Below are 21,866 nucleotides of genomic sequence, written 5' to 3'. Positions count from 1 at the left end.
AAGCAAACGATTGCTAAATCTGTTGTTTAAATAAAAACCCCCGCCTAACAATCCGCTAAAAAATGGGCGAATTGTAGGGCAGGGGAAGGCAGTATGTTTGGACTGTGTTTTGGCGAATTGTTTCTTAAGTTAAATTAAGTTTGTTAGCTAAAAGATTAAGCTATGTTTGTGGACCATGTTTTTGAGCCAACATGTTATTAAGCAAGGTGGCTTAGTGAATACGCTCTGAATTTGCATCCATAAAGAAGACTTCACATTGAAAGCGTAACCCTAATGTTCTTAGGTACTGTTGGCTGAACTGATCAATCGATGCACTTGCAACAATCGCGCTCGCATTCTTAGAGCGGATTGCTTTCTCGACAGTCTCTACCTCAGTCATTTGATGAGAGGCTTTCATATGAATAACGCGGTCGCAGCAAACATTATGTTGCTTAAGCTGCTTAGCCGATGGTCTTGGTGTTTGAGCCGTAAACAGTAACCACTGATGTTGACTGGACAGCAACGCCATTCTTGCAAACAACGCTTCCTCGTTTGAATTTTTGCTTTTACGAGAAACTGATGTAAATGCGCAGTGAACTAGCGGGCTAGAGTGTTGTGCTTTAACGTGTGCTTGAATCATTTTGCTGTCCTTATATACATGCTGTATGTGTATACAGTAGTTTTAGTTACTTATAAGATCAAGCGTTTTTTGCGGGATTATTGGACGATTTCGTCTGAGGTTATGGATGGTAAATGATTAAATCATTGAAAGTATTCGATAAATTAAATTTGAATGAATCTGCTGTTTTGTATCATAAGTTGAATAAATGTGAGCTTTATACAGGTGTATACACTGGCTTTTGCAGAAAAGTACTGTATATACCGGTATAGAAGAGAGAAGAAAGAAGAAAGAAGAAAGAAGATCTAAAACCACAGGCACAAAAAAGCGCCTTAGGCGCTTTCTTATATTTCACGGTGTTGCTTATCTCAATGTCGCTTGGGAGAGTTTTGCTCTCATTTCAATTTCACCAATATTGAACTGGCGAACATCAATGGTTGCAATATCATTGCACTCGTTACATGCATGATGACACTTACCATCTAGGTAGTCGTGCTTTTTAACTAGGCTTGGCTTTTTGCACCAATCACAAACGCCTTCTATTGTGAACATATTCTCTCCTCACCTGTTTAAGTCAGGTGTATTTTCGGCGCAAATTATGACACAAGTAAGACCCATTAGTTAATAGTTTGTTACCCGTTTTTGAGAGGGGGATCGATTGCAACACCAATAAAATCGATATCTTTGAGATCTAGGAAAATGAAGATGTGTGTTTGTTTACGGTTTTGTAACATTTTGTAAAATGGTTTTTAGCGCATTGTTCAAACGTTTCATTTCTTCGTCACATCCGTGACCATCTGGATGGTAGATCTTTGATAGCTGTTTGTATCGGATCTTGATGCTTTTCTGGTCGGGGATTGAGCTAGGTGTGTAGCCAAATAGCGCGCAGGCAACCTGCAAATTACTCAGACCTTTGCTGTTTTTCTGCTTCTTCAATTCGTGGAACATAGTGTTCAGCTGGCGTTTTTGCTGCTTAATCGTAAGGTCCTTCGAGCTAAGCTGCGCTTCAAGTGATTGTTGTTGCTGTCGCGAATCACCCGACTTTAGAGCTTGTCTTTTTCTTGAGATAACGAGCGTCGCAATAATGCTGATGATTGAAATCAACACGGCCAACGCAGCACCAATCATATAGTCAGAGCTAGTTAGGTTAGAACTGGAGAGGTTAGAGCGTGATGCTTGGTTAGATTGAACGTGCTTAGATACCCCCTGACTGGTGTCTATTTCAGAGTCGATGCTGTCATCGAGCTGTTCTATTGAAGAGATCTGTTTTGCACGTTGCTGGTTGAATTGTGCTTCCAAAATGCGGTTGTAGCCCTCTTCTGCTTGTGGATTATCTTTTAAGGCTGCTTCATACCATAGCTGCGCTTTATCTAATGGTTGAAGGAGGTCTTGTTCTAGCGAGGATTCGTAGAGTTTTGCTACCTCGATAGGTGCGCGCTGGTTACCTTGCAACGCCGCTTTAATAAACCATTCCAAAGCAAGCTTGTTACTTTGTTCAACACCTGTACCTGCCAAGTACCATTCACCCAGTCTAAATTGCGCGTTTGGGTTGCCGTTTTCTGCTGACTGCGTGTACCAATACAATGCATCACTGGTGCTAACAGGAACGTCGACACCCGATTCATAAGCTTGAGCCAATTGGTATTGAGAAACTGGATCTTGAGGTTGTGATTCTAGTGAAAATTCATCACTGCTTGCTGCGTGCACGAAATGTGTGGTGGACAGTTGAATCGTGGAAAAGATGAGGGCTAGAAATAGTGTTCTAAGAAATGATGATGACAGAATGTTGGATAGGATCAGCAAAAGATAAGTCTCGTAAAAAAGCCCAGAATCGATATGTCAGTATGAATACGCTTTATGGTCGTTGATTATTATTATCACGTTAAATGAGTAACATAACTGATAAACAACTATATAGAGGTTAATTCAATAGATAAAGATGGACTGGGCTTTAATCGTGCTACTTAAGCGGCAAGATTTGAATTTCTACGCGACGGTTACAAGCACGACCTTGAGAGGTGTTATTGTCACATAGAGGGTAGCGCTCACCGTTACCACGAGCAATAGCACGACCTGCAGCAACGTCTTGAGAGATCAAGAATGCACGAACAGATTCAGCTCGACGCTCAGAAAGGATTTGGTTCGTCGATTCGCTGCCAGTGCTGTCAGTGTGACCTTCAATCACTAGGCTAGTATCTGGGTATTCAACGAGGATGCGAGCAACGCCGCGAAGGGTATTGTGAATGCTTGATTCCAAAGCGTAAGAGCCAGAATCAAAACCGATGCCGTTTTCTAGGCGAAGTAGAAGTTGGTTCTCACCGACACGTTCAACTTGAACGCCTGAATTCATTAGCTCTTCACGAAGGGCAGCTTCTTGTCGGTCAAAGTAGTAACCAATACCACCACCAACAGCGGCGCCACCGGTAGCACCAATAAGTGCACGTTTACCACGGTCTTTAGAGTCACCAGTTGCAGCACCAGCAACGGCACCAGCGAGTGCACCAATTAGAGCGCCTTGAGTTGCAGAGTTAGTCTCAGATTCGCCAGTTGTCGCGTTTTGGCGTTGAGTTGCCTGACAACCCGTTAAAGCGATAGTAAGCGCTAGGGCTAGTGTGATTTTTTTAACGTATTTCTCCATCATGTACTTCTGTCAAACGAATGAATCCGAGTGACAAACATAGTCCTGTAAATCTTATTGATGGTTTTTATCAATACGTCGAAGCAATGTAAAGTGGCTCTATGATTTAGTTATCTTTTTAGCTGCCTGGGTACCGCCAACTGGTCGATTAACAGACAATTTACGACCTTTCTTCAAACCAACTTCATAATCGGCGGTGAGGTTTTTCATCGCTTCTCTCAGTTGCTGCTTGAACGTTTCACGGTCGATATTTTTGAATTCTTTATCAATGTAGTTATTGATCTTGTTGTTTGATTCGTCGTCGGGAGTAATGGTTGGTAGCTTTTCAAGCGCACCTTCAACCCAGCCTGAAACAAACGAGTTCACGCGGCGTGTCACTTCTAAGGACCCTGTGCCAGAGCCAGCAAAGCTATTTCTGAATTGGCCGGTGTGTTCATTCAGTTCACGATAAATGATATCGAAAGCGAACGCTGCGAAGATCGCGCGGTCGGCTTCACCAATGAACTCAACACGCTTGAGGCCTTTATGATTCAGCAATACGGCTTCTACGCCAAATTTGGTGTTGATACCGCGAATAACACGCAGCAGTGTAGAACTGATATTTGCAGGTAACAGGTGACTGGACTGAGTTTTCCCCATCTTGATAAATTCAATATCGTCTTTTTCGAGACCATATTTCAGCATCAAGTTATGCGCCATTTTTATCGCATTGGCAGCTTCATTGACGTTCGCAGAATTTCCAAGCTCAAGACACTTGGCAATTTTCTTTAGGGCTTTTTTCTTATCCATCGACAATTTAATCAGTACCGCAAATTTTTAAAAGTCCAACATTTTACATGTTTTCGCGGGTAACAGAAAGGCAAAACTGGTTTGATGAACAAGGAAGGCGGTGAACATTGAACTGCATGAGCCCAGTTGGCGGTAAAAACAAAAACGCCATCAAGCGTATTGATGGCGTTAGTGACACGTTTTTTCAATATGTCTAGAGCATTCGTAAACTAGATACCCAGTTCATCGAGTAGATCTGCCGCAGAATCATTGCCAGAGCTTTGAGCTGGCTTGTTCGCTTCTTGCATTTTTTTCTGAGTCGCCTCAAGAATGCTATCTGGACATTCGTCTTCTGCGATTTCAAATTCTTCTAATTGAATGAACTCAGTCTTATCCATCGCAAGCTCAAGGTAGAAGATGTTGTTATTAGCGGTAGAGAAGGTCACACGACGAGCTTGTGGACGGTCGAGATTGGTATCAACAGAAAGGTTAACTTGCTTGTTCAGAGCCAGCATTTTCGGTTGGTTTTGTGTGATGTTGGTTTGCAGCTCTTTGCGGATTTTATTGGTGAAATCGCCAACTAATTGGTTCATCAACTCACCCAATACATCACCCACTTCGTCTGAAGTATGAAGCACAGCAAGCTCGTTTTCAGGCATGCCCATATTGCGCATGTAATTGGTGTAGATCTCTAGCGCTGCTTTGGACGTAAAATTAATAACAACGAGACCAGAAAAGCCGCCGTCAAACAGAACGAAGCAACCAAAATCTGGCTTTAGGCTTGTCTTGTTGATCTTTTGAACCATGGCTGAATAGGACACCTGAGAAGCCGTCGCTGAAGTCAGTACGCTTGAGACTGATTGGCATAGTTTAAGAAGGATATCTTCAGTTGTGACTGTTTTGTTTTTTTTCATTGTGATGTGCTCGTGGAGATGTCTTAAACAAAATGTTATTCAGTATATTGTTACTGAATTAAGACGAAAGTGACTATTTCTCCATTCTTGCACTGAGATTCTGATTTGATCACCTTTTTATATGATCTGAATAGTAGTAAAGTGACGAAATTCAAAGAAAATTATTAAAAATCTCAGATAACCCAATGCTGATAGGATCAGCGAAGTAGGGGCAGGAAGCAAATGTTACCAAGACTTCAACTCAATGCTGATGTCGATCCAGTTGTCGTACGCTTTTTAGATGAACTAAAAACAGCGGGCTTTACTGGCGACATTGAATCTCAATATTCTAGCCGTTTGGCTGTGGCGACTGATAATAGTGTCTATCAGCAATTGCCGCAGGCGGTCATCCTTCCTAAAACAACGCAAGACGTTGTGCTTATCGGTAAAGTGGTTTCTAAATCCGCTTACGAACGCGTGACTTTTTCCCCTCGTGGCGGCGGTACCGGAACCAACGGACAATCTTTAACAAAAGGTGTCGTGGTTGACCTGTCGCGATACATGAATAAGGTTCTTGAGATTAACGAGAAAGAGGGCTGGGTAAGAGTTCAGTCTGGTGTCGTTAAAGATCAATTGAACGACGCTGTTCGCCCTTATGGTTACTTTTTCTCTCCAGACCTTTCTACCAGTAACCGAGCAACCTTGGGTGGCATGATCAATACCGATGCTTCGGGCCAAGGGTCATTGAAGTACGGCAAAACGTCTGACCATGTATTGTCGCTGCAAGCGGTGTTCGCAGATGGTTCATGTCTAGAATCTGATTTATCACACGGCTTACCTGTAGAGGGTGAATTCGCTCACCATGCACTTGCGGTGACAGAGGCGGTTTGTCGAGACAAACGCGCTCAAATCTTAGATAAATTCCCTCCGCTGAATCGCTTCTTAACAGGCTATGACCTAAAGAATGCAATCAACGAACAAGATGACAGCTTTGACCTAACTCGCGTTCTATGTGGCGCTGAAGGTTCTTTAGCATTCATCACTGAAGCAAAGTTAAACCTAACCAAGATTCCAAAAGCGCGCACACTGGTTAACGTGAAATACAACACGTTTGATTCTGCGCTGCGTAATGCGCCGTTCATGGTGGAAGCGAAAGCACTGTCTGTTGAAACGGTAGATTCAAGAGTATTGAACCTAGCGAAGCAAGACATCGTTTGGCACACCGTGAGCGATTTGCTGACTGATGTTCCGAACAAAGAGATGCTTGGCATCAACATGGTTGAGTTTGCAGGCCAAGATGAAGCGGAAGTTGAACAGCAAGTTCAAGCGCTGACTGCACGCCTTGAAACCATGGTTGAAAGCGAAGAAGCCGGCGTGATTGGTTTTCAAGTTTGTAGCGATTTGGCGAGCATTGGCCGAATCTACAACATGCGTAAGAAAGCAGTGGGTCTGTTAGGTGCGGCGAAAGGCCGAGCTAAGCCAGTCGCTTTTGCTGAAGATACTTGTGTACCACCAGAAAACCTCGCGGATTTCATCTCTGAATTTAGAGTGTTACTCGATTCAAAAGAGTTGAATTACGGCATGTTTGGTCACGTTGACGCGGGCGTATTACACGTTCGTCCAGCATTGGATCTGTGTGACCCGATGCAAGAAGCATTGATGCATGAAGTCTCTGATGAAGTGGTTAAGCTGGTGGCGAAATACGGCGGTTTAATGTGGGGCGAGCACGGTAAAGGTTTCCGTTCTGAGTATGGCCCAGACTTCTTTGGTGAAGAGCTGTTTACCGAATTAAGACGTATTAAAGCAGCATTCGACCCGCACAACAAGATGAACCCAGGCAAGATCTGTACGCCTTTAGAAAGTGACGCTGAATTGGTGAAAGTCACCGATACCAAGCGTGGTTTCTACGACCGTCAGATCGACGTACAAGTTCGTGACAGCTTCAAGCAAGCAATGGAATGTAACGGTAACGGCTTGTGTTTCAACTACGATACTAGCTCGCCAATGTGTCCTTCAATGAAAGTTACGGCTGACCGACGTCACTCACCCAAAGGCCGCGCAGGCTTGGTAAGAGAGTGGTTGCGTCAACTGACTGAACAAGGCGTTGATATTCTCGACCTTGAGCAAGAAGCGTTGAAAGACAACACACCCGTTAAGACTATGATTGAGCGTGTTCGCAATACGATGAACAAACGCCATGAGTACGATTTCTCGCATGAAGTTCATGAGGCGATGAACGGTTGTTTGGCGTGTAAAGCGTGTGCGAGTCAATGTCCGATCAAAGTCGATGTACCAAGTTTCCGTTCTCGATTCTTGAACATCTACTACTCGCGTTACCAGCGCCCTGCAAAAGATTATCTAGTTGCCAACATTGAAACCATGCTGCCGCTGATGGCGAAAGCGCCAAAAGTAGTCAACGCTGCATTGGGTCAAAAGTGGATCCAAACGGCAACAGCTAAAACGGTCGGTTATGTTGATGCACCATTGATGTCGGTGCCTACGCTCAAAAATCGTCTAGCGAGTAAAGAGCTGCAACTCTTCGATTTACAGTATTTAGAAGGCTTGTCTTCTGAACAGAAGAAACAGCATGTGCTGATCGTTCAAGACCCGTTTACCAGCTTCTATGATGCCGAGGTGATTGAAGACTTCGTCACTCTGGCTCAAAAACTTGGCAAAACTCCGGTACTGCTGCCGTTCAAACCGAATGGTAAAGCGTTGCACATCAAGGGCTTCTTAAATCGTTTTGCACGTGAGGCGAAATCGACTTCGGATTTCTTGTCGATGGTGGCGGATATCGGAATTCCTTTGGTCGGTGTTGATCCTGCTCTTGTGCTTTGTTACCGCGATGAATACGTCGAGATCTTAGGTGACAAGCGCGGCGACTTTGATGTACTTACTGTGCATGAATGGTTAATGCCATCGCTAGGTGAGTTCGAAGCACGCTCAGCAAGTGAAGATATGTGGTACTTGTTTGCTCACTGTACTGAGAAAACCAAAATGCCGAACGCTGAAAAAGAGTGGGGTACTATCTTCAAACACTTTGGGGCGGCGTTAACCAGCGTTCCTGTCGGCTGTTGTGGTATGGCGGGAACTTTCGGCCACGAAGTCGATAAGCTACAAATGTCGAAAGACATATATGGTTTAAGCTGGAAGCCTCAAATGCAGGACTTACCAAAAGATCGTTGCTTGGTGACGGGCTATTCTTGCCGCAGCCAAGTGAAGCGTTTTGAAGGTGAGAAGCTTGCTCACCCATTACAGGCGCTAGCAAAAATTCTCTAATACATTTAGCCCAGCAATTGCTGGGCTTTTTTCTAAACTAACAAAGGAATGTTAATAAGGAAAAGTATGAAATTTCTAGAATTAAAAGTACCACCAGTTGCACTGTTCATTATTGTATTCGTAGCATCATACTTCTGCGCTCAACAGTTGAGCCAAGGGACACTGGCATTGCCTTATGGAATGATTGTGTTAGGAATCGGAGTCACATTGAGTGGTGTGATCGGAATATCCGGCATATTGGAATTTCGAAAACAGAAAACCACCGTTAACCCGATCAAAGTAGAAACCGCTTCAGCCGTCGTGGACAGTGGAATTTTTGGCTACACACGAAACCCAATGTACTTAGGGTTGTTCATCCTGCTATTTTGCTTTGGCTACTTCTTCCAGAATATCTTCAGTGTACTACTTAGCTTTGGCTTCGTAATCTACATGAATTACTTCCAAATCAAACCCGAAGAGCGAGCACTAGAACAATTATTCGGCGCAGAATATGTTGATTACAAACAAAAGGTTAGACGCTGGATTTAGTGATGATTTAAGTGCTGGCTTAGTAATCGAAATAAAAAAGCCCAGCTTGAGATTATCAAGCTGGGCTTTATTGATCTTGTTCTAGAGCTGATTAAGCAGCGGCTGTGAACTGAGCTAGAAACATCTCTTTGCGTTCGTTGAAGCGGTTTACTAGGTCGTCTACAGAAGCTTGGTCGTATGGCTTAAGGCCACTTGCTACCATACGCTTCACGCCTTTACCTACTACTTCGCCGTCTTCTTTGAAATCGAAGTTCAGGGTCACGATGCCACGTTTTCCTTCAACATCAAAAGTCGCGCCAGAGAATTCAACTTCTGGGTGAGACAGGTCTAGGCGAGTAAATTCAACTTCCATGCTCTCGTAAATCACTAGAGGACGCTGGCAGTTGATCATCATTTGTTGTTCTTCCATAAGAGGAACCATGATGTGTGGGAAGTTCATGCCAGAGAACTTAACGTAGTTTGTTACTACGTGCTCGATGAATGCTTGATCATGGCTCTTCTCACCTTCACAAGACATGTGTAGGTACTCTTTACCATTTGCATCGATAAGTGAGCTCTCTTTTTCACACTTGTTGTCAACGCTTAACGCAATACCGTTACCAACCATACCTGAAAAATCAAAACGCATTTTTTGGCTGATGCCTTCTTTTTGCAGAAGTACTGCAAATAAAAGATCGCCAGGTACACAGAAGCGCTTGTTGTCTTCATCGTGAATCGGGTTGAAATCGCCAGCTACTTTTTTAGCAAAGTGGCTTGCTTGTTCACGAGTGAATTGAAATTGATTGTCTTTAGTAGAAAAGTAAGGTGTCAGAAACATAGTATCGCTATTAGTCATCAAATCTGGGGTGGATTATAGCTAACTAACTTCGATCTAATGGTCTATCCAGTTAACTTTGCTTATATATCAGTCAATTAGATAAATACGTTGGATGGTATGTGGCAGTTTTACAGGGGATATGGTGACTGGCTCAATGCAACAAGGGCTAATCGATAGCCCTTGTTTATATGACGTGTTATTTCACGACTCAGAAGCTACACAAAATACCTTCAGGCATTAGATGGTTGTGTACAGACAATTTGAGCAATAAGTTAGCTTGCTCGATATCTGGTGAGAAGTAGCGATCTTTGTCGTAGAAGCTGACTTTCTCGCGCAGTATCTGTTTTGCTTCTTCTACTCGAGGAGAAGAGAGATTTGGTGCTCTAAAATCCAAGCCTTGTGCTGCTGCTAAGTATTCAACAGCCAAGATGCCACGGGTGTTTTCTGCCATGTCACGCAGTCGACGACCCGCAAAGGTTGCCATAGATACATGATCTTCTTGGTTTGCCGATGTTGGAAGGCTGTCTACTGAAGCTGGGTGTGCCAGTGTTTTATTCTCGCTTGCCAGAGCAGCAGACGTTACTTGAGCAATCATAAAGCCTGAGTTAACGCCGCCGTTATCGACTAAGAAAGGTGGAAGTTTGCTTAGTGCGCTATCAATCAGCAGTGCCATTCTTCGTTCAGAAAGGCTACCAATTTCTGCAATCGCAAGTGCTAGGTTATCCGCTGCCATTGCCACAGGTTCTGCGTGGAAGTTACCACCTGAAATAATGTCGCCGTCTTCAGCAAATACCAGTGGGTTATCCGATACCGAGTTCGCTTCAACGTTTAACGTTTCTGCTGAATTACGAATTTGCTGTAAACAGGCACCCATCACTTGAGGCTGACAGCGCAACGAGTAAGGGTCTTGAACCTTTTCACAGCAAGTGTGTGATTCACCAATCTCACTCTTTTGATCAAGCATATGGCGATAAGCAAGCGCGGCATCCATTTGACCACGATGACCACGAACGCGATGAATTCGAGGGTCAAACGGACGACGACTACCCAGCGCTGCTTCTACAGACATCGCGCCACATACGGTTGCAGACGCGAATAAGTCTTCAGCTGCAAACAGACCTTCTAATGCAAAGGCAGTCGATGCTTGTGTGCCGTTTAACAGAGCTAAGCCTTCTTTCGGAGCAAGTGTGATTGGCTCCAAGCCAGCGATCTGCATTGCTTCTAAGCCAGTGATGATTTTGCCGTTGTGGCGCGCTTGGCCTTCACCTAGAAGTACCGTACTCATGTGGGCGAGGGGAGCAAGATCTCCTGAAGCACCCACAGATCCTTTTTGTGGAACACACGGATAAACCTGTGCGTTCACAAGATCGATAAGAGCATTGATGACCTTGAGTCGGATACCCGAGTAACCACGAGACAAGCTGTTAATCTTTAACACCATCATCAAGCGCACGGTTTCATCAGACATGAATTTACCAATGCCGGCCGCGTGAGAAAGCACGATACTTTTCTGTAGTACTTCTAAATCTTCAGGCGCAATTTTGGTATTTGCCAATAAGCCAAAACCCGTATTGATGCCATACACAGTGCGATCTTCAGCAATCACTTGTTCTACAACGTGCATGCTCGCTTCAATATCAGGAATCGCTGCTGGATCGAGTGATAAGTTTACAGGGCTACGGCTGATTTTTCGAAGTTCAGGCAGGCCTAGAAGTCCTGGTTTAAGTAATAAATTCAACATGTTCTCTCCAGAAGTTAAAGGCGACGAAGTTCTTCGTTTAGCATAGGTAAATCAAGCTTCTGCTCTTTAGCACACTGCTTGGCAATATCGTAACCCGCATCAGCATGACGCATAACGCCTGTTGCTGGGTCGTTGTGAAGTACACGAGTAATGCGCTGCGATGCATCTTCACTGCCGTCACAACAAATCACCATTCCTGAGTGTTGTGAGAAGCCCATGCCAACGCCACCACCATGGTGCAGAGAAACCCATGTTGCGCCACCTGCCGTATTTAGAAGGGCGTTCAATAGAGGCCAATCTGATACGGCATCTGATCCATCCATCATGCCTTCTGTTTCGCGGTTCGGGCTTGCTACTGAACCTGAATCTAGGTGATCACGACCAATAACAACCGGTGCTTTAAGTTCGCCATTTTTGACCATTTCATTGAATGCTTGGCCTAAGCGTTCACGGTCTTTCAAGCCAACCCAACAAATACGAGCTGGTAGGCCTTGGAACTGAATGCGTTCACTTGCCATATCTAGCCAGTTATGTAGATGTGGGTTGTCTGGAATCAGTTCTTTTACTTTTTGGTCTGTTTTGTAGATGTCTTCTGGGTCACCAGATAGTGCCGCCCAACGGAAAGGACCAATACCTTCGCAGAATAAAGGTCGAATATAAGCCGGAACGAAACCTGGGAAATCAAACGCGTTTTCTACGCCTTCTTCCAGTGCCATTTGGCGAATGTTATTACCGTAATCCACGGTCGCTGCGCCGCGGTATTGCAGGTCTAACATCGCTTGTACTTGAATCGCCATAGATTGCTTAGCGGCTTTCACCACTTTTGCTTCATCAATGGAGCGCTCTTGTGCGGCTTTCTCCATCGTCCAACCTTGCGGCAAGTAGCCGTTAAGAGGATCGTGGGCAGAGGTTTGGTCAGTCACCACATCAGGTGTGATATTGCGTTCAACTAACTCTGGGAAGACGTCTGCGGCGTTACCTAATAAGCCAACAGAGATTGGCGTGTCTGACTCTTTAATCATTGCCATCGCTTCATCTAAGCTGGTGGCTTTTTTGTCTACATAGCCAGTACGCAAGCGGTAGTCGATTCGTGATTCATCACACTCCACTGCGATCATTGAGAAGCCAGCCATCGTTGCAGCAAGAGGTTGAGCGCCGCCCATTCCACCAAGACCGCCCGTTAGAACCCACTTGCCGTTTGCTTCACCTTGGAAGTGCTTCTTCGCGATAGCGACAAAGGTTTCGTAAGTACCTTGAACGATGCCTTGTGAACCAATGTAGATCCAGCTGCCCGCGGTCATTTGGCCGTACATCATCAAGCCTTCTTTATCGAGCTCGTTGAAGTGTTCCCAGTTCGCCCAGTGTGGAACAAGGTTCGAGTTAGCGATCAGTACGCGAGGTGCGTTTTTATGAGTCGGGAACACGCCCACAGGTTTACCGGATTGAACAAGTAACGTTTGGTCGTCCTCTAAACGCTCTAATACTTCAACAATCTTGTCGTAACATTTCCAATCACGTGCCGCACGACCAATACCGCCATACACAACCAGTGCATGTGGGTGTTCTGCCACATCAGGATCTAGGTTGTTCATTAGCATACGAAGGGGTGCTTCTGTTAACCAAGATTTAGCGCGCAAAGTGGTGCCGTGAGGTGCGCGAATTTCGCGAGTCGTGTCGAGACGAGGGTCACTGTTGTGGTGTTCCGTCATTTTGGAATTCCTTCTGTTTCACGTTATATCGTTGTAGTTGTAGTTGTAGTTGTAGTTATCGGTATAGCTGGATTAGTCGCTGGCCATTGCACTGGCAATATCCCAACATAAACGAGCCGCTAATCGAGCCGTTTGGCCATCGACGTCGTAGTCTGGGTTGTATTCCGCTATGTCCGCGATAATGAGTTTTTCACTGTGTTGGAAAATCTGTTCTAGAAAAGGAGCAAGCGCTTCATAGCTCACGCCTCTTGCCGCTGGTGCACTTACGCCCGGCGCAGTAGCTGCGGGGAAAACATCGAGATCAATGGTGAGATAGAGATAATCACACTCAACGATGAATTTTTGCAACTTAACCAGTTGAGCGGCTTGGTTTACTTGGGTCATGTTGCGGTCGTGTTCATACCAAACGCCCAGTTGGTCGGCTTTGTTAAACAGCGCTTTGGTATTGCTAGCTGCACTCACACCAAGACAAGCGTAATGAAACGGCCATTGATGCGTTTGGCAGTAGTCACTTATTTGGTTAAACGGTGTGCCTGAGCTTGGTTTGACGTCAGCGATGTCGCTTTCAAATTCACGAAGATCAAAGTGAGCATCAAAGTTAACGATGCCTATCTTAGGTTTGCGCTCTGGTTGAATTTTATCAAGGTGTTCAGCTTTTTTATGTAGATGCTCAGCGAGACCTTGGAACGTTGCCCAAGCCACCTCGTGACCACCGCCAAGGGTAATCACTTTGTTGGTTGCTAAGGCATTGGCAATCACAGAAGCACACTGTTTTTGGCTGACTTCTAATTGACCATCATTGCACTCGATATCACCAAGATCGGCGATGTGTGCGTCACTGTGCCAAGCCATATTCGCCAACGCTTGGCGTATCAAGTTAGGTGCTTGTTTCGCGCCCACACGTCCTTTATTTCTTGCAACACCGGCATCGCTGGCAAAGCCTACCAAGGCGATATCACCGTCAGTCAGCTTGTCACTTAACTCACTACTTTGCACTTGCTTGGTAATGTGATGAACGCGAGTACCGAGTGCGCCATCTTCAAGATCATTACGTCCGGTCCACACAAAGTTATGCACGGTTGTTGCGTTCTCTTGGATAGCGTTGGATTTAGATTGAGTCATGACACACCTCGCCATTAACAATGCGTTTATGCAGGTGAGGAACACCGACTTGATAGCTTAGATCTGCAGGGTGGTCGATGTTCCAGATAGCCAAATCTGCGGCATAACCGATTTCGACTTTGCCTTTGGTTTGTGACTCACCAATGGCAGCCGCCGCGTTACAAGTTACACCGCGTAGCGCTTCTTCAGGCGTCGTACCAAACAGGGTGCAGCTCATGTTCATCATCAGGGTTAAGTCTGCAAAGGGAGATGTGCCGGGGTTTAGGTCGGTCGCGATCGCCATTGGGATTTTGTGTTCACGAAGTAAAGCAATAGGTGGCTGTTGAGTCTCTTTCAAGAAGTAGAAAGCCCCGGGTAATAAGGTGGCGACTGTGCCTGATTCTGCCAGTGCTTTTACTCCGGTTTCATCAAGGTATTCAACATGGTCGACAGAGAGTGCACCGTATTTAGCTGCGAGCGCACTGCCGCCCATATTTGAAAGTTGTTCAGTGTGACCTTTAATCGCTAGCCCATGTGCTTTGGCAGCTGCAAATACACGTTCGGTTTGTTCTAAGTTGAAGCCGATAGATTCGCAGAACACGTCAACGGCATCGGCGAGCCCTTGCCCCGCAGCTTTAGGAATGATCTCTTGGCAAACCAGATCTATGTAACGATCTGGTTGTTCTTTGTATTCTGGCGGTACTGCGTGTGCTGCAAGGAGAGTGGTAGTGATCTTAATTCGGCGATGATTTTCTAACGCTTTAGCTGCACGTAACATTTTGAGTTCATCATCAAGTGTTAAACCATAGCCCGATTTTACTTCGATGCTGGTTACGCCACTTCTTAGCAGGCCATCGAGTCTAGGTAGTGCCATTTCAACCAGTTCAGACTCTTGTGCTACGCGTGTTGCAGTGACTGTCGCAAGAATCCCGCCGCCTTGTTTGGCGATGTCGGTGTAAGAGATACCATTCAAACGCTGTTCAAATTCGTTGGCGCGATTGCCTGAAAATACGAGGTGAGTGTGGCAATCAATCAGACCTGGGGTGACGAGCTTGTTCTTGCAATCATAGGTGATGTAATCCTCAGAGTTATCAGTGCTCGGTTGTTCTACCTCAGAAGCAAGTACGCCTTGGTTTGAACAAGAGATGGACACGATTTTACCGCTTTCGATAACGATATCTTGAGGGGAAGAGGGCTGATAACCGTCGGATCCCGAACTCATGGAGACCACTCGTGCGTTTTTGAGGATCAAATTCATAATCACCTAGATCTTTGCTAAATATTAAATGTATATACAAATAAATAGGCTAAACGCTGACCCGAATCAAGTTGATGTTGCAAAAATGTGATCGGCGATCAGGATGATGTTCTTTAATCTAGAAGTATCTTGGAGCTTAATTTGTACTTAGAGCCAGGATGGTAGAGCAATGCAAAGCTGATGAGGCGTTCTTTGCTCCATGTTCTTCTATTCAAAAGAAGGCAAGGCTCTGATTCAGATAGCTTTAGTGACGTTCTGATTTGAGAGTCTGGAATAATGGCTTCAACTGTGTGCTCGATAGCACTTAACGGGCAGCTTTTTGAAAGGTATTCATTAGGTGTGGAAGTTGAAAAGTCTTGCTCTAGGTATTTTGGAGCGGCTTGAGAGTTCACCCAGCGCGCTTCCAATTGAATCGGTGCGTTGTCCGCAAAGTGTATGATTTCACTATAGAACACTTCTGCGTTAATCATCACACCTAACCGTGTAGCCGTGCTTTCATCAGCCTTGATACTATCGTGCTTGATAACTTGGCTAGTATACGTTTGGCCTCGGTCTTTGATCTCTTGCGCTATGTTGTTGATATCAAGCAACGGAGATTGCGCTTTTTCGTCGGGTTCACAAACAAAAGTCCCCAGTCTTGGTTTCCTGATGAGCTTGCCTTCAGACACAAGATCTCGAATGGCTTTATTGACCGTCATTCGACTCACATTGAACTGCTCGGTAAGTTCGAGTTCTGTGGTGATTTGGTAACCCACCGGCCAATGACCACTGCTGATCTTGTCATCTATGAACTGTTTTATCTGAAGGTAGAGTGGTGCTTTCGACATAATGAAACCTTATTTGACTATACAAATAGAGTAACGGAATTTTTCACGATTTCAACATTTCCTCGGGCAATGTGACCTTATTCAACATAGATGGGGCAAATTGCTTGATTCTGTGAGGCAAGTGTCGCAAATTGTCACGCAATAACTATTCGTAAATCAGATAATTAGAAAGGGAAATAATATGTTTAAGAAATTAAAGGCCTCGTTGGGCATCGGTGCAGCAAAGGTTGATACTGTCTTAGATAATATTGAAGTTTTCCAAGGTGGAGAGTTGTCTGGCAATGTTCACATTGTTGGTGGTGACGTTGAGCAACAAATCGACCTGATCAACTTGGTTCTCAACACAGAAGTAAAAGTAGAAACGGAAGATAGCACCAGCTACGAAACCTTTTCACTGGGTCGTATTCAAGCCGTAGAGCCTTTCGTTATCCAACCGGACGAAACCAAACTGGTTCCATTCCGTCTTAAGTTAAATGATGAAACGCCAGTCACCGCGTTGAACGCACAAATGAACCAATGCCATGTGTGGGTTGAAACCAACCTAGATATAGGCTTCGCGATTGACCCTAAAGACCGTGACTTTATCTCCGTACACCCATTGCCAACAGTGGCTAAAATCATCCGAGGCGTGGAAGCATCAGGTATGGCAATGGTGAAAGCAGACGTAGAGAAGGGCTTCTTAAAAGGCAACAGCTTTGCTTCTCGTTCGGGCTGTTACCAAGAGATTGAGTTTCGCTGCGGCGGCTTCATGAATAATAAAGAGATCGAGCTGTCATTCATCGTTGAAGGTTCAATGGTTCACTGCCTAGCAGAAATCGACCGCTCAATGAGCTTCCGCGGCGACCAATACATCTCATTCAGCTTACCTGCTAATGCGGCCGACTCAGACATTCGCAACGCTGTATCAAGAATCATGAGTGCGTAGTTCCCTCTCTGTTAGCAGTCGCTCTGTCTATTAATTAATAGAGACAATACAACTTTTCAAGCCGAACTTAACCATTCGGCTTTTTTGATTCTACTATCTGCCCCGTCCTGAAATGGGTTTACCACTGGTGCCGATAGGCCAATTGAAAAGCAACATCGGTGGAGTTGTCCATATTGAAAATGTTCTCGATTATGGATATCTCAATTGCCGAGCGTTGCATGAGATAGCGATAGCCAAACATCATTTCATTCGCGGCTTCTGAAAACTCAGTTTCACCGTCTTCTGCGCCTTCATACCAACGATACTCTAGGTGTAACTCATGATTTTCAAATAGCGTGAGTTGATATCCTCCCATCCATGACCATGTCGTTTTTTTATGTGAAAAGCTATTCTCCACTTCTCTACTGGACTGATTCGCTAATCCTAAGCTTGTATAGAAGGTATTGATGTCGAGTTGGTATGCATAATTGAGTTGAGCGCTTTGTTCGGTGCTGTTTCCCTTAAATGCACCGTGGCTGACTTTGTTATGATAAAGGGAGACGCCAAAAGATAAGCCATGGTTTTCTATATCTATGATCTGATATTGGGTGTAGAGCGTGAAAGCGCTAGTCAATGTGTCGCCGGAGAAGTCTCGATATTTGACGCCATGGTCTGGTGCATAGATGTCGAATTGGTGTCTCTCTTTCTGATCTCGACCTGCTTGGTCGATGCTAAATAGGTCGTGAAAGTTAATGGTGATTTTGTCGAGATGATTATTGGCGGCGTATAACCAGCGGTAATTGAGCTCTACTTGCCACGCTGTAGTCAATTGCCATCGCAGGCCTGTTTGAAGTTGGTTTTGATAATAGTCTAAGTGATAGCCGTGGGAGTTAGCCCAGATACTCGCAGCAGTTAAGGCTGTAAATACTTCAACCTTATTCTCTTCAAGAGGGAAGCCTGAACGGAGCGACGGGGTGAGGCGAACCGACTGCAGTGGTGCTTGGGTATAACTGATTAAGGGGCCGTAATCTTTGTTGGCCCATGCGTTTGGCGCAGAAAACATGGCGGCTATTACTAGCGGTAAAGGTCGTATGAGCGATATACAAGTAGCCCGTTTCTCCATATGTACCTCATCTGCATTCCGTTGCTTCTATATAGCTTAGTTCTAAATAACTAGTTTGTAAGAGATAAGTTGAATGAGCGAACTCGGAACAGGTAGGGTGCAGTTGTTAAGTTGATACAGCTGGGTAATTAAGAGGATTAGAAGAGCAGGTAAATCATCACAAGTATGGTTTACCTTACCAAACGAAGCCGTTGGATAGCTTGCAAATCCGCTCTGTCATTGTCATTTCATATAATTTCGTTACAATGTTCGGCTACTCACAGATGTGGCATCTGTATTTGCTTCTATGTGGGTATATTTATTATGCATATATCCCCAATCAGCGTACTCGTTGATTGAAAGACATATATTAAACATTTTCATGTGTTGCTTGGTGTGCAACACCACTGTAAAGGACAAATAATGCCAATTATTACTCTTCCTGACGGTAGTCAGCGTCAATTTGACAACCCTGTATCAACTCTAGATGTTGCCCTATCAATCGGTCCTGGTCTTGCGAAAGCTACCATTGCTGGTCGTGTAGACGGCGAGCGTGTTGATGCTTGTGATCTTATCGAAAACGATGCAAGCCTAGAAATCATCACAGCTAAAGATGAAGTTGATGGCCTTGAAATCGTTCGTCACTCTTGTGCTCACCTTTTAGGCCACGCGGTTAAGCAGCTTTTTCCAGAAGCGAAAATGGCGATCGGTCCTACTATCGATAACGGTTTCTACTACGATATCGATCTTGAGCACTCTCTAACGCAAGACGATCTAGAAAAGATCGAAAAGCGCATGAAAGAGCTAGCGAAGACCAAATACCAGGTTGTTAAGAAGAAAGTTAGCTGGCAGGAAGCGCGCGACGCATTCGAAGCTCGCGGCGAGACTTACAAGATTGAAATCTTGGACGAGAACGTTTCTAAAGACGATCGTCCAGGCCTGTACCATCACGAAGAATACATCGATATGTGTCGTGGTCCACACGTGCCTAACATGAGCTTCTGCCAGCACTTCACTCTACTTAACGTAGCGGGTGCATACTGGCGTGGTAACAGTGACAACAAGATGCTTCAACGTATCTACGGCACTGCATTCCACGACAAGAAGGCACTTAAAGCTCACCTTGTGCGCCTAGAAGAAGCGGCTAAACGTGACCACCGTAAAATCGGTAAAGCGCTTGACCTATTCCACATGCAGCAAGAAGCACCAGGCATGGTGTTCTGGCACCACAACGGTTGGACTATCTTCCGTGAGCTAGAAGTATTTATTCGTCAAAAACTGACTGAGTACGATTACCAAGAAGTTAAAGGCCCATTAATGATGGACCGTGTTCTTTGGGAACGCTCTGGTCACTGGGATAAGTACGCTGAAGCGATGTTCACTACTTCTTCAGAGAACCGTGAATACGCTATCAAGCCAATGAACTGTCCTGGTCACGTTCAAATCTTCAACCAAGGTTTGAAATCTTACCGTGATCTACCGCTACGTATGGCTGAGTTCGGCTCATGTCACCGTAACGAGCCGTCTGGAGCACTTCACGGCATTATGCGTGTTCGTGGCTTCACTCAAGATGATGCTCACGTATTCTGCACTGAAGACCAAGTTCAACAAGAAGTTAAAGCTTGTATTGAAATGGTTTACGATACTTACACAACTTTCGGCTTCGAAAGCATCGTTGTTAAGCTATCTACTCGTCCAGAACAGCGTGTAGGTTCAGACGAAATGTGGGACCGTGCAGAGGCTGACCTTAAGCAAGCGCTAGAGGCAATGGACATTGCATACGAGATTCAAGAAGGCGAGGGTGCGTTCTACGGACCTAAGATTGAATTTACTTTGCATGATTGTTTGGACCGCGCTTGGCAATGTGGTACAGTGCAGCTCGATTTTGCATTACCAGAACGTTTAGGTGCTACTTACGTAGGTGAAGATAACGAGCGTCACACGCCAGTTATGATCCACCGCGCGATTTTAGGTTCACTAGAACGCTTCATTGGTATTCTTATTGAAGAATACGCTGGCTTCTTCCCAACGTGGTTGGCGCCAGAACAAGCAGTTGTAATGGGCATTACAGACAAACAGTCTGAATATGTACAAGAAATTACGAAAAAACTGCAAAAAAGTGGATTTAGAGTCAAAGCAGACTTGAGAAATGAGAAGATTGGCTTTAAAATCCGCGAACATACTTTGAAACGTGTACCGTTCATGCTTGTGTGTGGTGACCAAGAAATGGAAGCCGGCGAAATTGCAGTACGTACACGTAAAGGTAAGGACCTTGGCAAATTTAAAGTGGATGACTTTATTTCATACATCCAAGCCGAGGTTTCAAGCCGTAAGCTCAATCTGGAGGAATAGCTATTAAAGGCGGAAGACGTGGCCAACAACCGGCCAAACAAAACCAGCACCGTTTAAACGGTGACATTCGTGGCGTTCGTGAAGTGCGTCTAACTGGCGCAGACGGCGAAGCTGTTGGTGTAGTATCAATCGCTGAAGCGATGGAAGCTGCAAATGAAGCTGGTATGGATCTTGTAGAGATCAGCCCTAACGCCGAGCCGCCAGTTTGTCGTGTGATGGACTACGGTAAGTTCCTCTTCGAGAAGAGCAAAGCTGCGAAAGAGCAGAAGAAGAAGCAAAAGCAGGTTCAGATCAAGGAAATTAAATTCCGACCTGGAACTGATATTGGAGACTATCAGGTAAAACTACGCAACCTGACTGGTTTCCTAGAAGACGGCAACAAAGTGAAGGTAACAATTCGCTTCCGTGGCCGCGAAATGGCTCACCAAGAAATCGGTGTTGACGTTCTTAATCGTTTGAAAGCGGATACTGAAGAATTTGCAGTAGTCGAATCTTTCCCAACGAGAATTGAAGGTCGCCAGATGATCATGGTGTTGGCCCCTAAAAAGAAGTAATTAACGGCTTTGCAAGTAATTGAACCCTGCAGCCTCAGGTTGCGGGGTTTTATTCGCCCTAATTACTATGTTATTAACAACTCAACAATGCGGAGTTATTCATCATGCCTAAGATGAAAACCAACAAAGGTGCTGCTAAGCGTTTCCAGAAAACTGCTGGTGGTATTAAGTTTAAGCACGCTGGTAAACGTCACATCCTGACTAAGCGTACTACTAAGAACAAGCGTCAGCTACGTCCGAACTCGATCCTTCCTAAATGTGAAGTTGCTCAAGTTCTACGTATGATGCCATACGCTTAATTCTTTTTAGTTTATAAATTCGTTTAGTTTAGGAGAAGCATAATGCCTCGCGTAAAACGTGGTGTACAAGCTCGTGCACGTCATAAGAAAGTTCTAAAACAAGCTAAAGGTTACTACGGAGCACGTTCACGTGTTTACCGCGTAGCTTTCCAAGCAGTTACCAAAGCTGGTCAATACGCTTACCGTGACCGTCGCAACAAGAAACGTCAATTCCGTCAACTTTGGATTGCACGTATCAACGCGGCATCTCGTCAAAATGGTCTATCTTACAGCCGTTTCATCAATGGCCTAAAGAAAGCATCTATCGAGATCGACCGTAAGATTCTTGCTGACATCGCAGTATTCGACAAAGCAGCATTTGCTGTTCTAGTTGAAAAAGCGAAAGCATCTCTATAATTTAGAGTTAGCTTAAAGGTTTAAGAAAAGGAGAACTTCGGTTCTCCTTTTTTATTGCCTGTAATTTGGCTTTGCCATACTCTCTCGCATCTCGCATCTCGC

19 protein-coding genes and 2 pseudogenes are annotated in these 21,866 nt (G+C 44.9%); 7 read left to right on the top strand and 14 right to left on the bottom strand.

Translation table 11 applies throughout. The annotated features are described in order from the left end of the window. Nucleotides 1-211: 211 nt before the first annotated feature. From AB4274_RS13395 to AB4274_RS13365, 7 genes and pseudogenes are all read right to left on the bottom strand, one after another. Complete coding sequence (locus tag AB4274_RS13395) at nt 212-619, bottom strand: SulA-like leucine-rich domain-containing protein (RefSeq protein WP_372112257.1); 408 nt, start codon at nt 617-619, stop codon at nt 212-214. A 342-nt stretch (nt 620-961) separates the two neighbouring features. After that, on the bottom strand, nt 962-1,150 hold the full coding sequence (locus tag AB4274_RS13390) for a hypothetical protein (RefSeq protein ID WP_017070242.1): 189 nt from the start codon (nt 1,148-1,150) through the stop codon (nt 962-964). 165 nt (nt 1,151-1,315) lie between these two features. Then, nucleotides 1,316-1,753 (bottom strand): annotated as a pseudogene (locus AB4274_RS13385) (hypothetical protein); the annotation flags it as partial. Between the two features lie 80 nt (nt 1,754-1,833). Further along, nucleotides 1,834-2,401: pseudogene (locus AB4274_RS13380) on the bottom strand (tetratricopeptide repeat protein); the annotation flags it as partial. 157 nt (nt 2,402-2,558) lie between these two features. Then, a complete protein-coding gene (locus AB4274_RS13375; protein ID WP_372112274.1) occupies nt 2,559-3,236 on the bottom strand; it encodes an OmpA family protein in 678 nt (225 codons plus the stop codon). A 99-nt stretch (nt 3,237-3,335) separates the two neighbouring features. Continuing rightward, nucleotides 3,336-4,025, bottom strand: a complete 690-nt coding sequence (locus AB4274_RS13370) for a DUF2786 domain-containing protein (protein WP_017059769.1) — start codon at nt 4,023-4,025, stop codon at nt 3,336-3,338. A gap of 209 nt (nt 4,026-4,234) precedes the next feature. Beyond that, nucleotides 4,235-4,918, bottom strand: coding sequence for a DUF3334 family protein (locus AB4274_RS13365; RefSeq protein ID WP_017059770.1), 684 nt, complete (start codon nt 4,916-4,918; stop codon nt 4,235-4,237). 222 nt (nt 4,919-5,140) lie between these two features. Here AB4274_RS13365 and AB4274_RS13360 point away from each other — a divergent pair, with 222 nt between their 5' ends. Together AB4274_RS13360 and AB4274_RS13355 are read left to right on the top strand one after the other, a co-directional pair. Then, nucleotides 5,141-8,176 carry an FAD-binding and (Fe-S)-binding domain-containing protein gene (locus tag AB4274_RS13360; protein ID WP_017066184.1) on the top strand — a complete coding sequence of 1,012 codons (3,036 nt, stop codon included), beginning with the start codon at nt 5,141-5,143 and terminating at the stop codon, nt 8,174-8,176. A 66-nt stretch (nt 8,177-8,242) separates the two neighbouring features. Continuing rightward, nucleotides 8,243-8,704, top strand: a complete 462-nt coding sequence (locus AB4274_RS13355) for an isoprenylcysteine carboxylmethyltransferase family protein (RefSeq protein WP_017066183.1) — start codon at nt 8,243-8,245, stop codon at nt 8,702-8,704. A 91-nt stretch (nt 8,705-8,795) separates the two neighbouring features. Here the strand turns inward: AB4274_RS13355 and AB4274_RS13350 are convergent, their stop codons facing one another. The 6 genes from AB4274_RS13350 to hutC form a co-directional block, all read right to left on the bottom strand. Then, the gene (locus AB4274_RS13350) at nt 8,796-9,521 is read right to left on the bottom strand and encodes a DUF3581 domain-containing protein (RefSeq protein WP_372112256.1); all 726 of its coding nucleotides are present in this window, start codon (nt 9,519-9,521) and stop codon (nt 8,796-8,798) included. Between the two features lie 208 nt (nt 9,522-9,729). Then, nucleotides 9,730-11,262 (bottom strand): histidine ammonia-lyase, encoded by a 1,533-nt coding sequence (gene hutH, locus AB4274_RS13345; RefSeq protein WP_102428045.1) that lies wholly within the window; start codon nt 11,260-11,262, stop codon nt 9,730-9,732. 14 nt (nt 11,263-11,276) lie between these two features. Continuing rightward, nucleotides 11,277-12,971 carry a urocanate hydratase gene (gene hutU / locus AB4274_RS13340; RefSeq protein ID WP_372112254.1) on the bottom strand — a complete coding sequence of 565 codons (1,695 nt, stop codon included), beginning with the start codon at nt 12,969-12,971 and terminating at the stop codon, nt 11,277-11,279. Nucleotides 12,972-13,043: 72 nt separating this feature from the next. After that, entirely contained in the window at nt 13,044-14,093 is a 1,050-nt protein-coding gene (gene hutG / locus AB4274_RS13335) for a formimidoylglutamase (protein ID WP_372112253.1), read from the bottom strand. Continuing rightward, nucleotides 14,080-15,330, bottom strand: coding sequence for an imidazolonepropionase (hutI, locus tag AB4274_RS13330; RefSeq protein WP_372112251.1), 1,251 nt, complete (start codon nt 15,328-15,330; stop codon nt 14,080-14,082). Before hutI ends, hutG begins: the two co-directional genes overlap by 14 nt. 113 nt (nt 15,331-15,443) lie before the next feature. Further along, complete coding sequence (gene hutC, locus AB4274_RS13325) at nt 15,444-16,157, bottom strand: histidine utilization repressor (protein WP_017059778.1); 714 nt, start codon at nt 16,155-16,157, stop codon at nt 15,444-15,446. Between the two features lie 181 nt (nt 16,158-16,338). Here hutC and AB4274_RS13320 point away from each other — a divergent pair, with 181 nt between their 5' ends. Next, complete coding sequence (locus AB4274_RS13320) at nt 16,339-17,082, top strand: sporulation protein (RefSeq protein WP_372112249.1); 744 nt, start codon at nt 16,339-16,341, stop codon at nt 17,080-17,082. Nucleotides 17,083-17,200: 118 nt separating this feature from the next. On the opposite strand, the gene AB4274_RS13315 is transcribed toward AB4274_RS13320, so the two are convergent. Further along, the gene (locus AB4274_RS13315; protein ID WP_372112247.1) at nt 17,201-18,124 is read right to left on the bottom strand and encodes a DUF3187 family protein; all 924 of its coding nucleotides are present in this window, start codon (nt 18,122-18,124) and stop codon (nt 17,201-17,203) included. A 462-nt stretch (nt 18,125-18,586) separates the two neighbouring features. On the opposite strand from AB4274_RS13315, the gene thrS reads away from it, so the two are divergent. The 4 genes from thrS (at nt 18,587) to rplT (ending at nt 21,764) form a co-directional block, all read left to right on the top strand. Further along, nucleotides 18,587-20,515 (top strand): threonine--tRNA ligase, encoded by a 1,929-nt coding sequence (gene thrS, locus AB4274_RS13310; RefSeq protein WP_017059786.1) that lies wholly within the window; start codon nt 18,587-18,589, stop codon nt 20,513-20,515. 2 nt (nt 20,516-20,517) lie between these two features. Continuing rightward, a complete protein-coding gene (gene infC, locus AB4274_RS13305; RefSeq protein WP_076654893.1) occupies nt 20,518-21,069 on the top strand; it encodes a translation initiation factor IF-3 in 552 nt (183 codons plus the stop codon). 104 nt (nt 21,070-21,173) lie between these two features. Beyond that, a complete protein-coding gene (rpmI, locus tag AB4274_RS13300; protein WP_004738430.1) occupies nt 21,174-21,368 on the top strand; it encodes a 50S ribosomal protein L35 in 195 nt (64 codons plus the stop codon). Nucleotides 21,369-21,410: 42 nt separating this feature from the next. Next, nucleotides 21,411-21,764, top strand: a complete 354-nt coding sequence (gene rplT / locus AB4274_RS13295) for a 50S ribosomal protein L20 (protein WP_004733517.1) — start codon at nt 21,411-21,413, stop codon at nt 21,762-21,764. Nucleotides 21,765-21,866 lie beyond the last annotated feature (102 nt).

Origin of the sequence: Vibrio sp. 10N.261.55.A10 (assembly GCF_041470825.1) — a bacterium.
Lineage (GTDB): Bacteria > Pseudomonadota > Gammaproteobacteria > Enterobacterales > Vibrionaceae > Vibrio > Vibrio crassostreae_C.
This window is presented reverse-complemented; position numbering and strand designations above follow the sequence as displayed.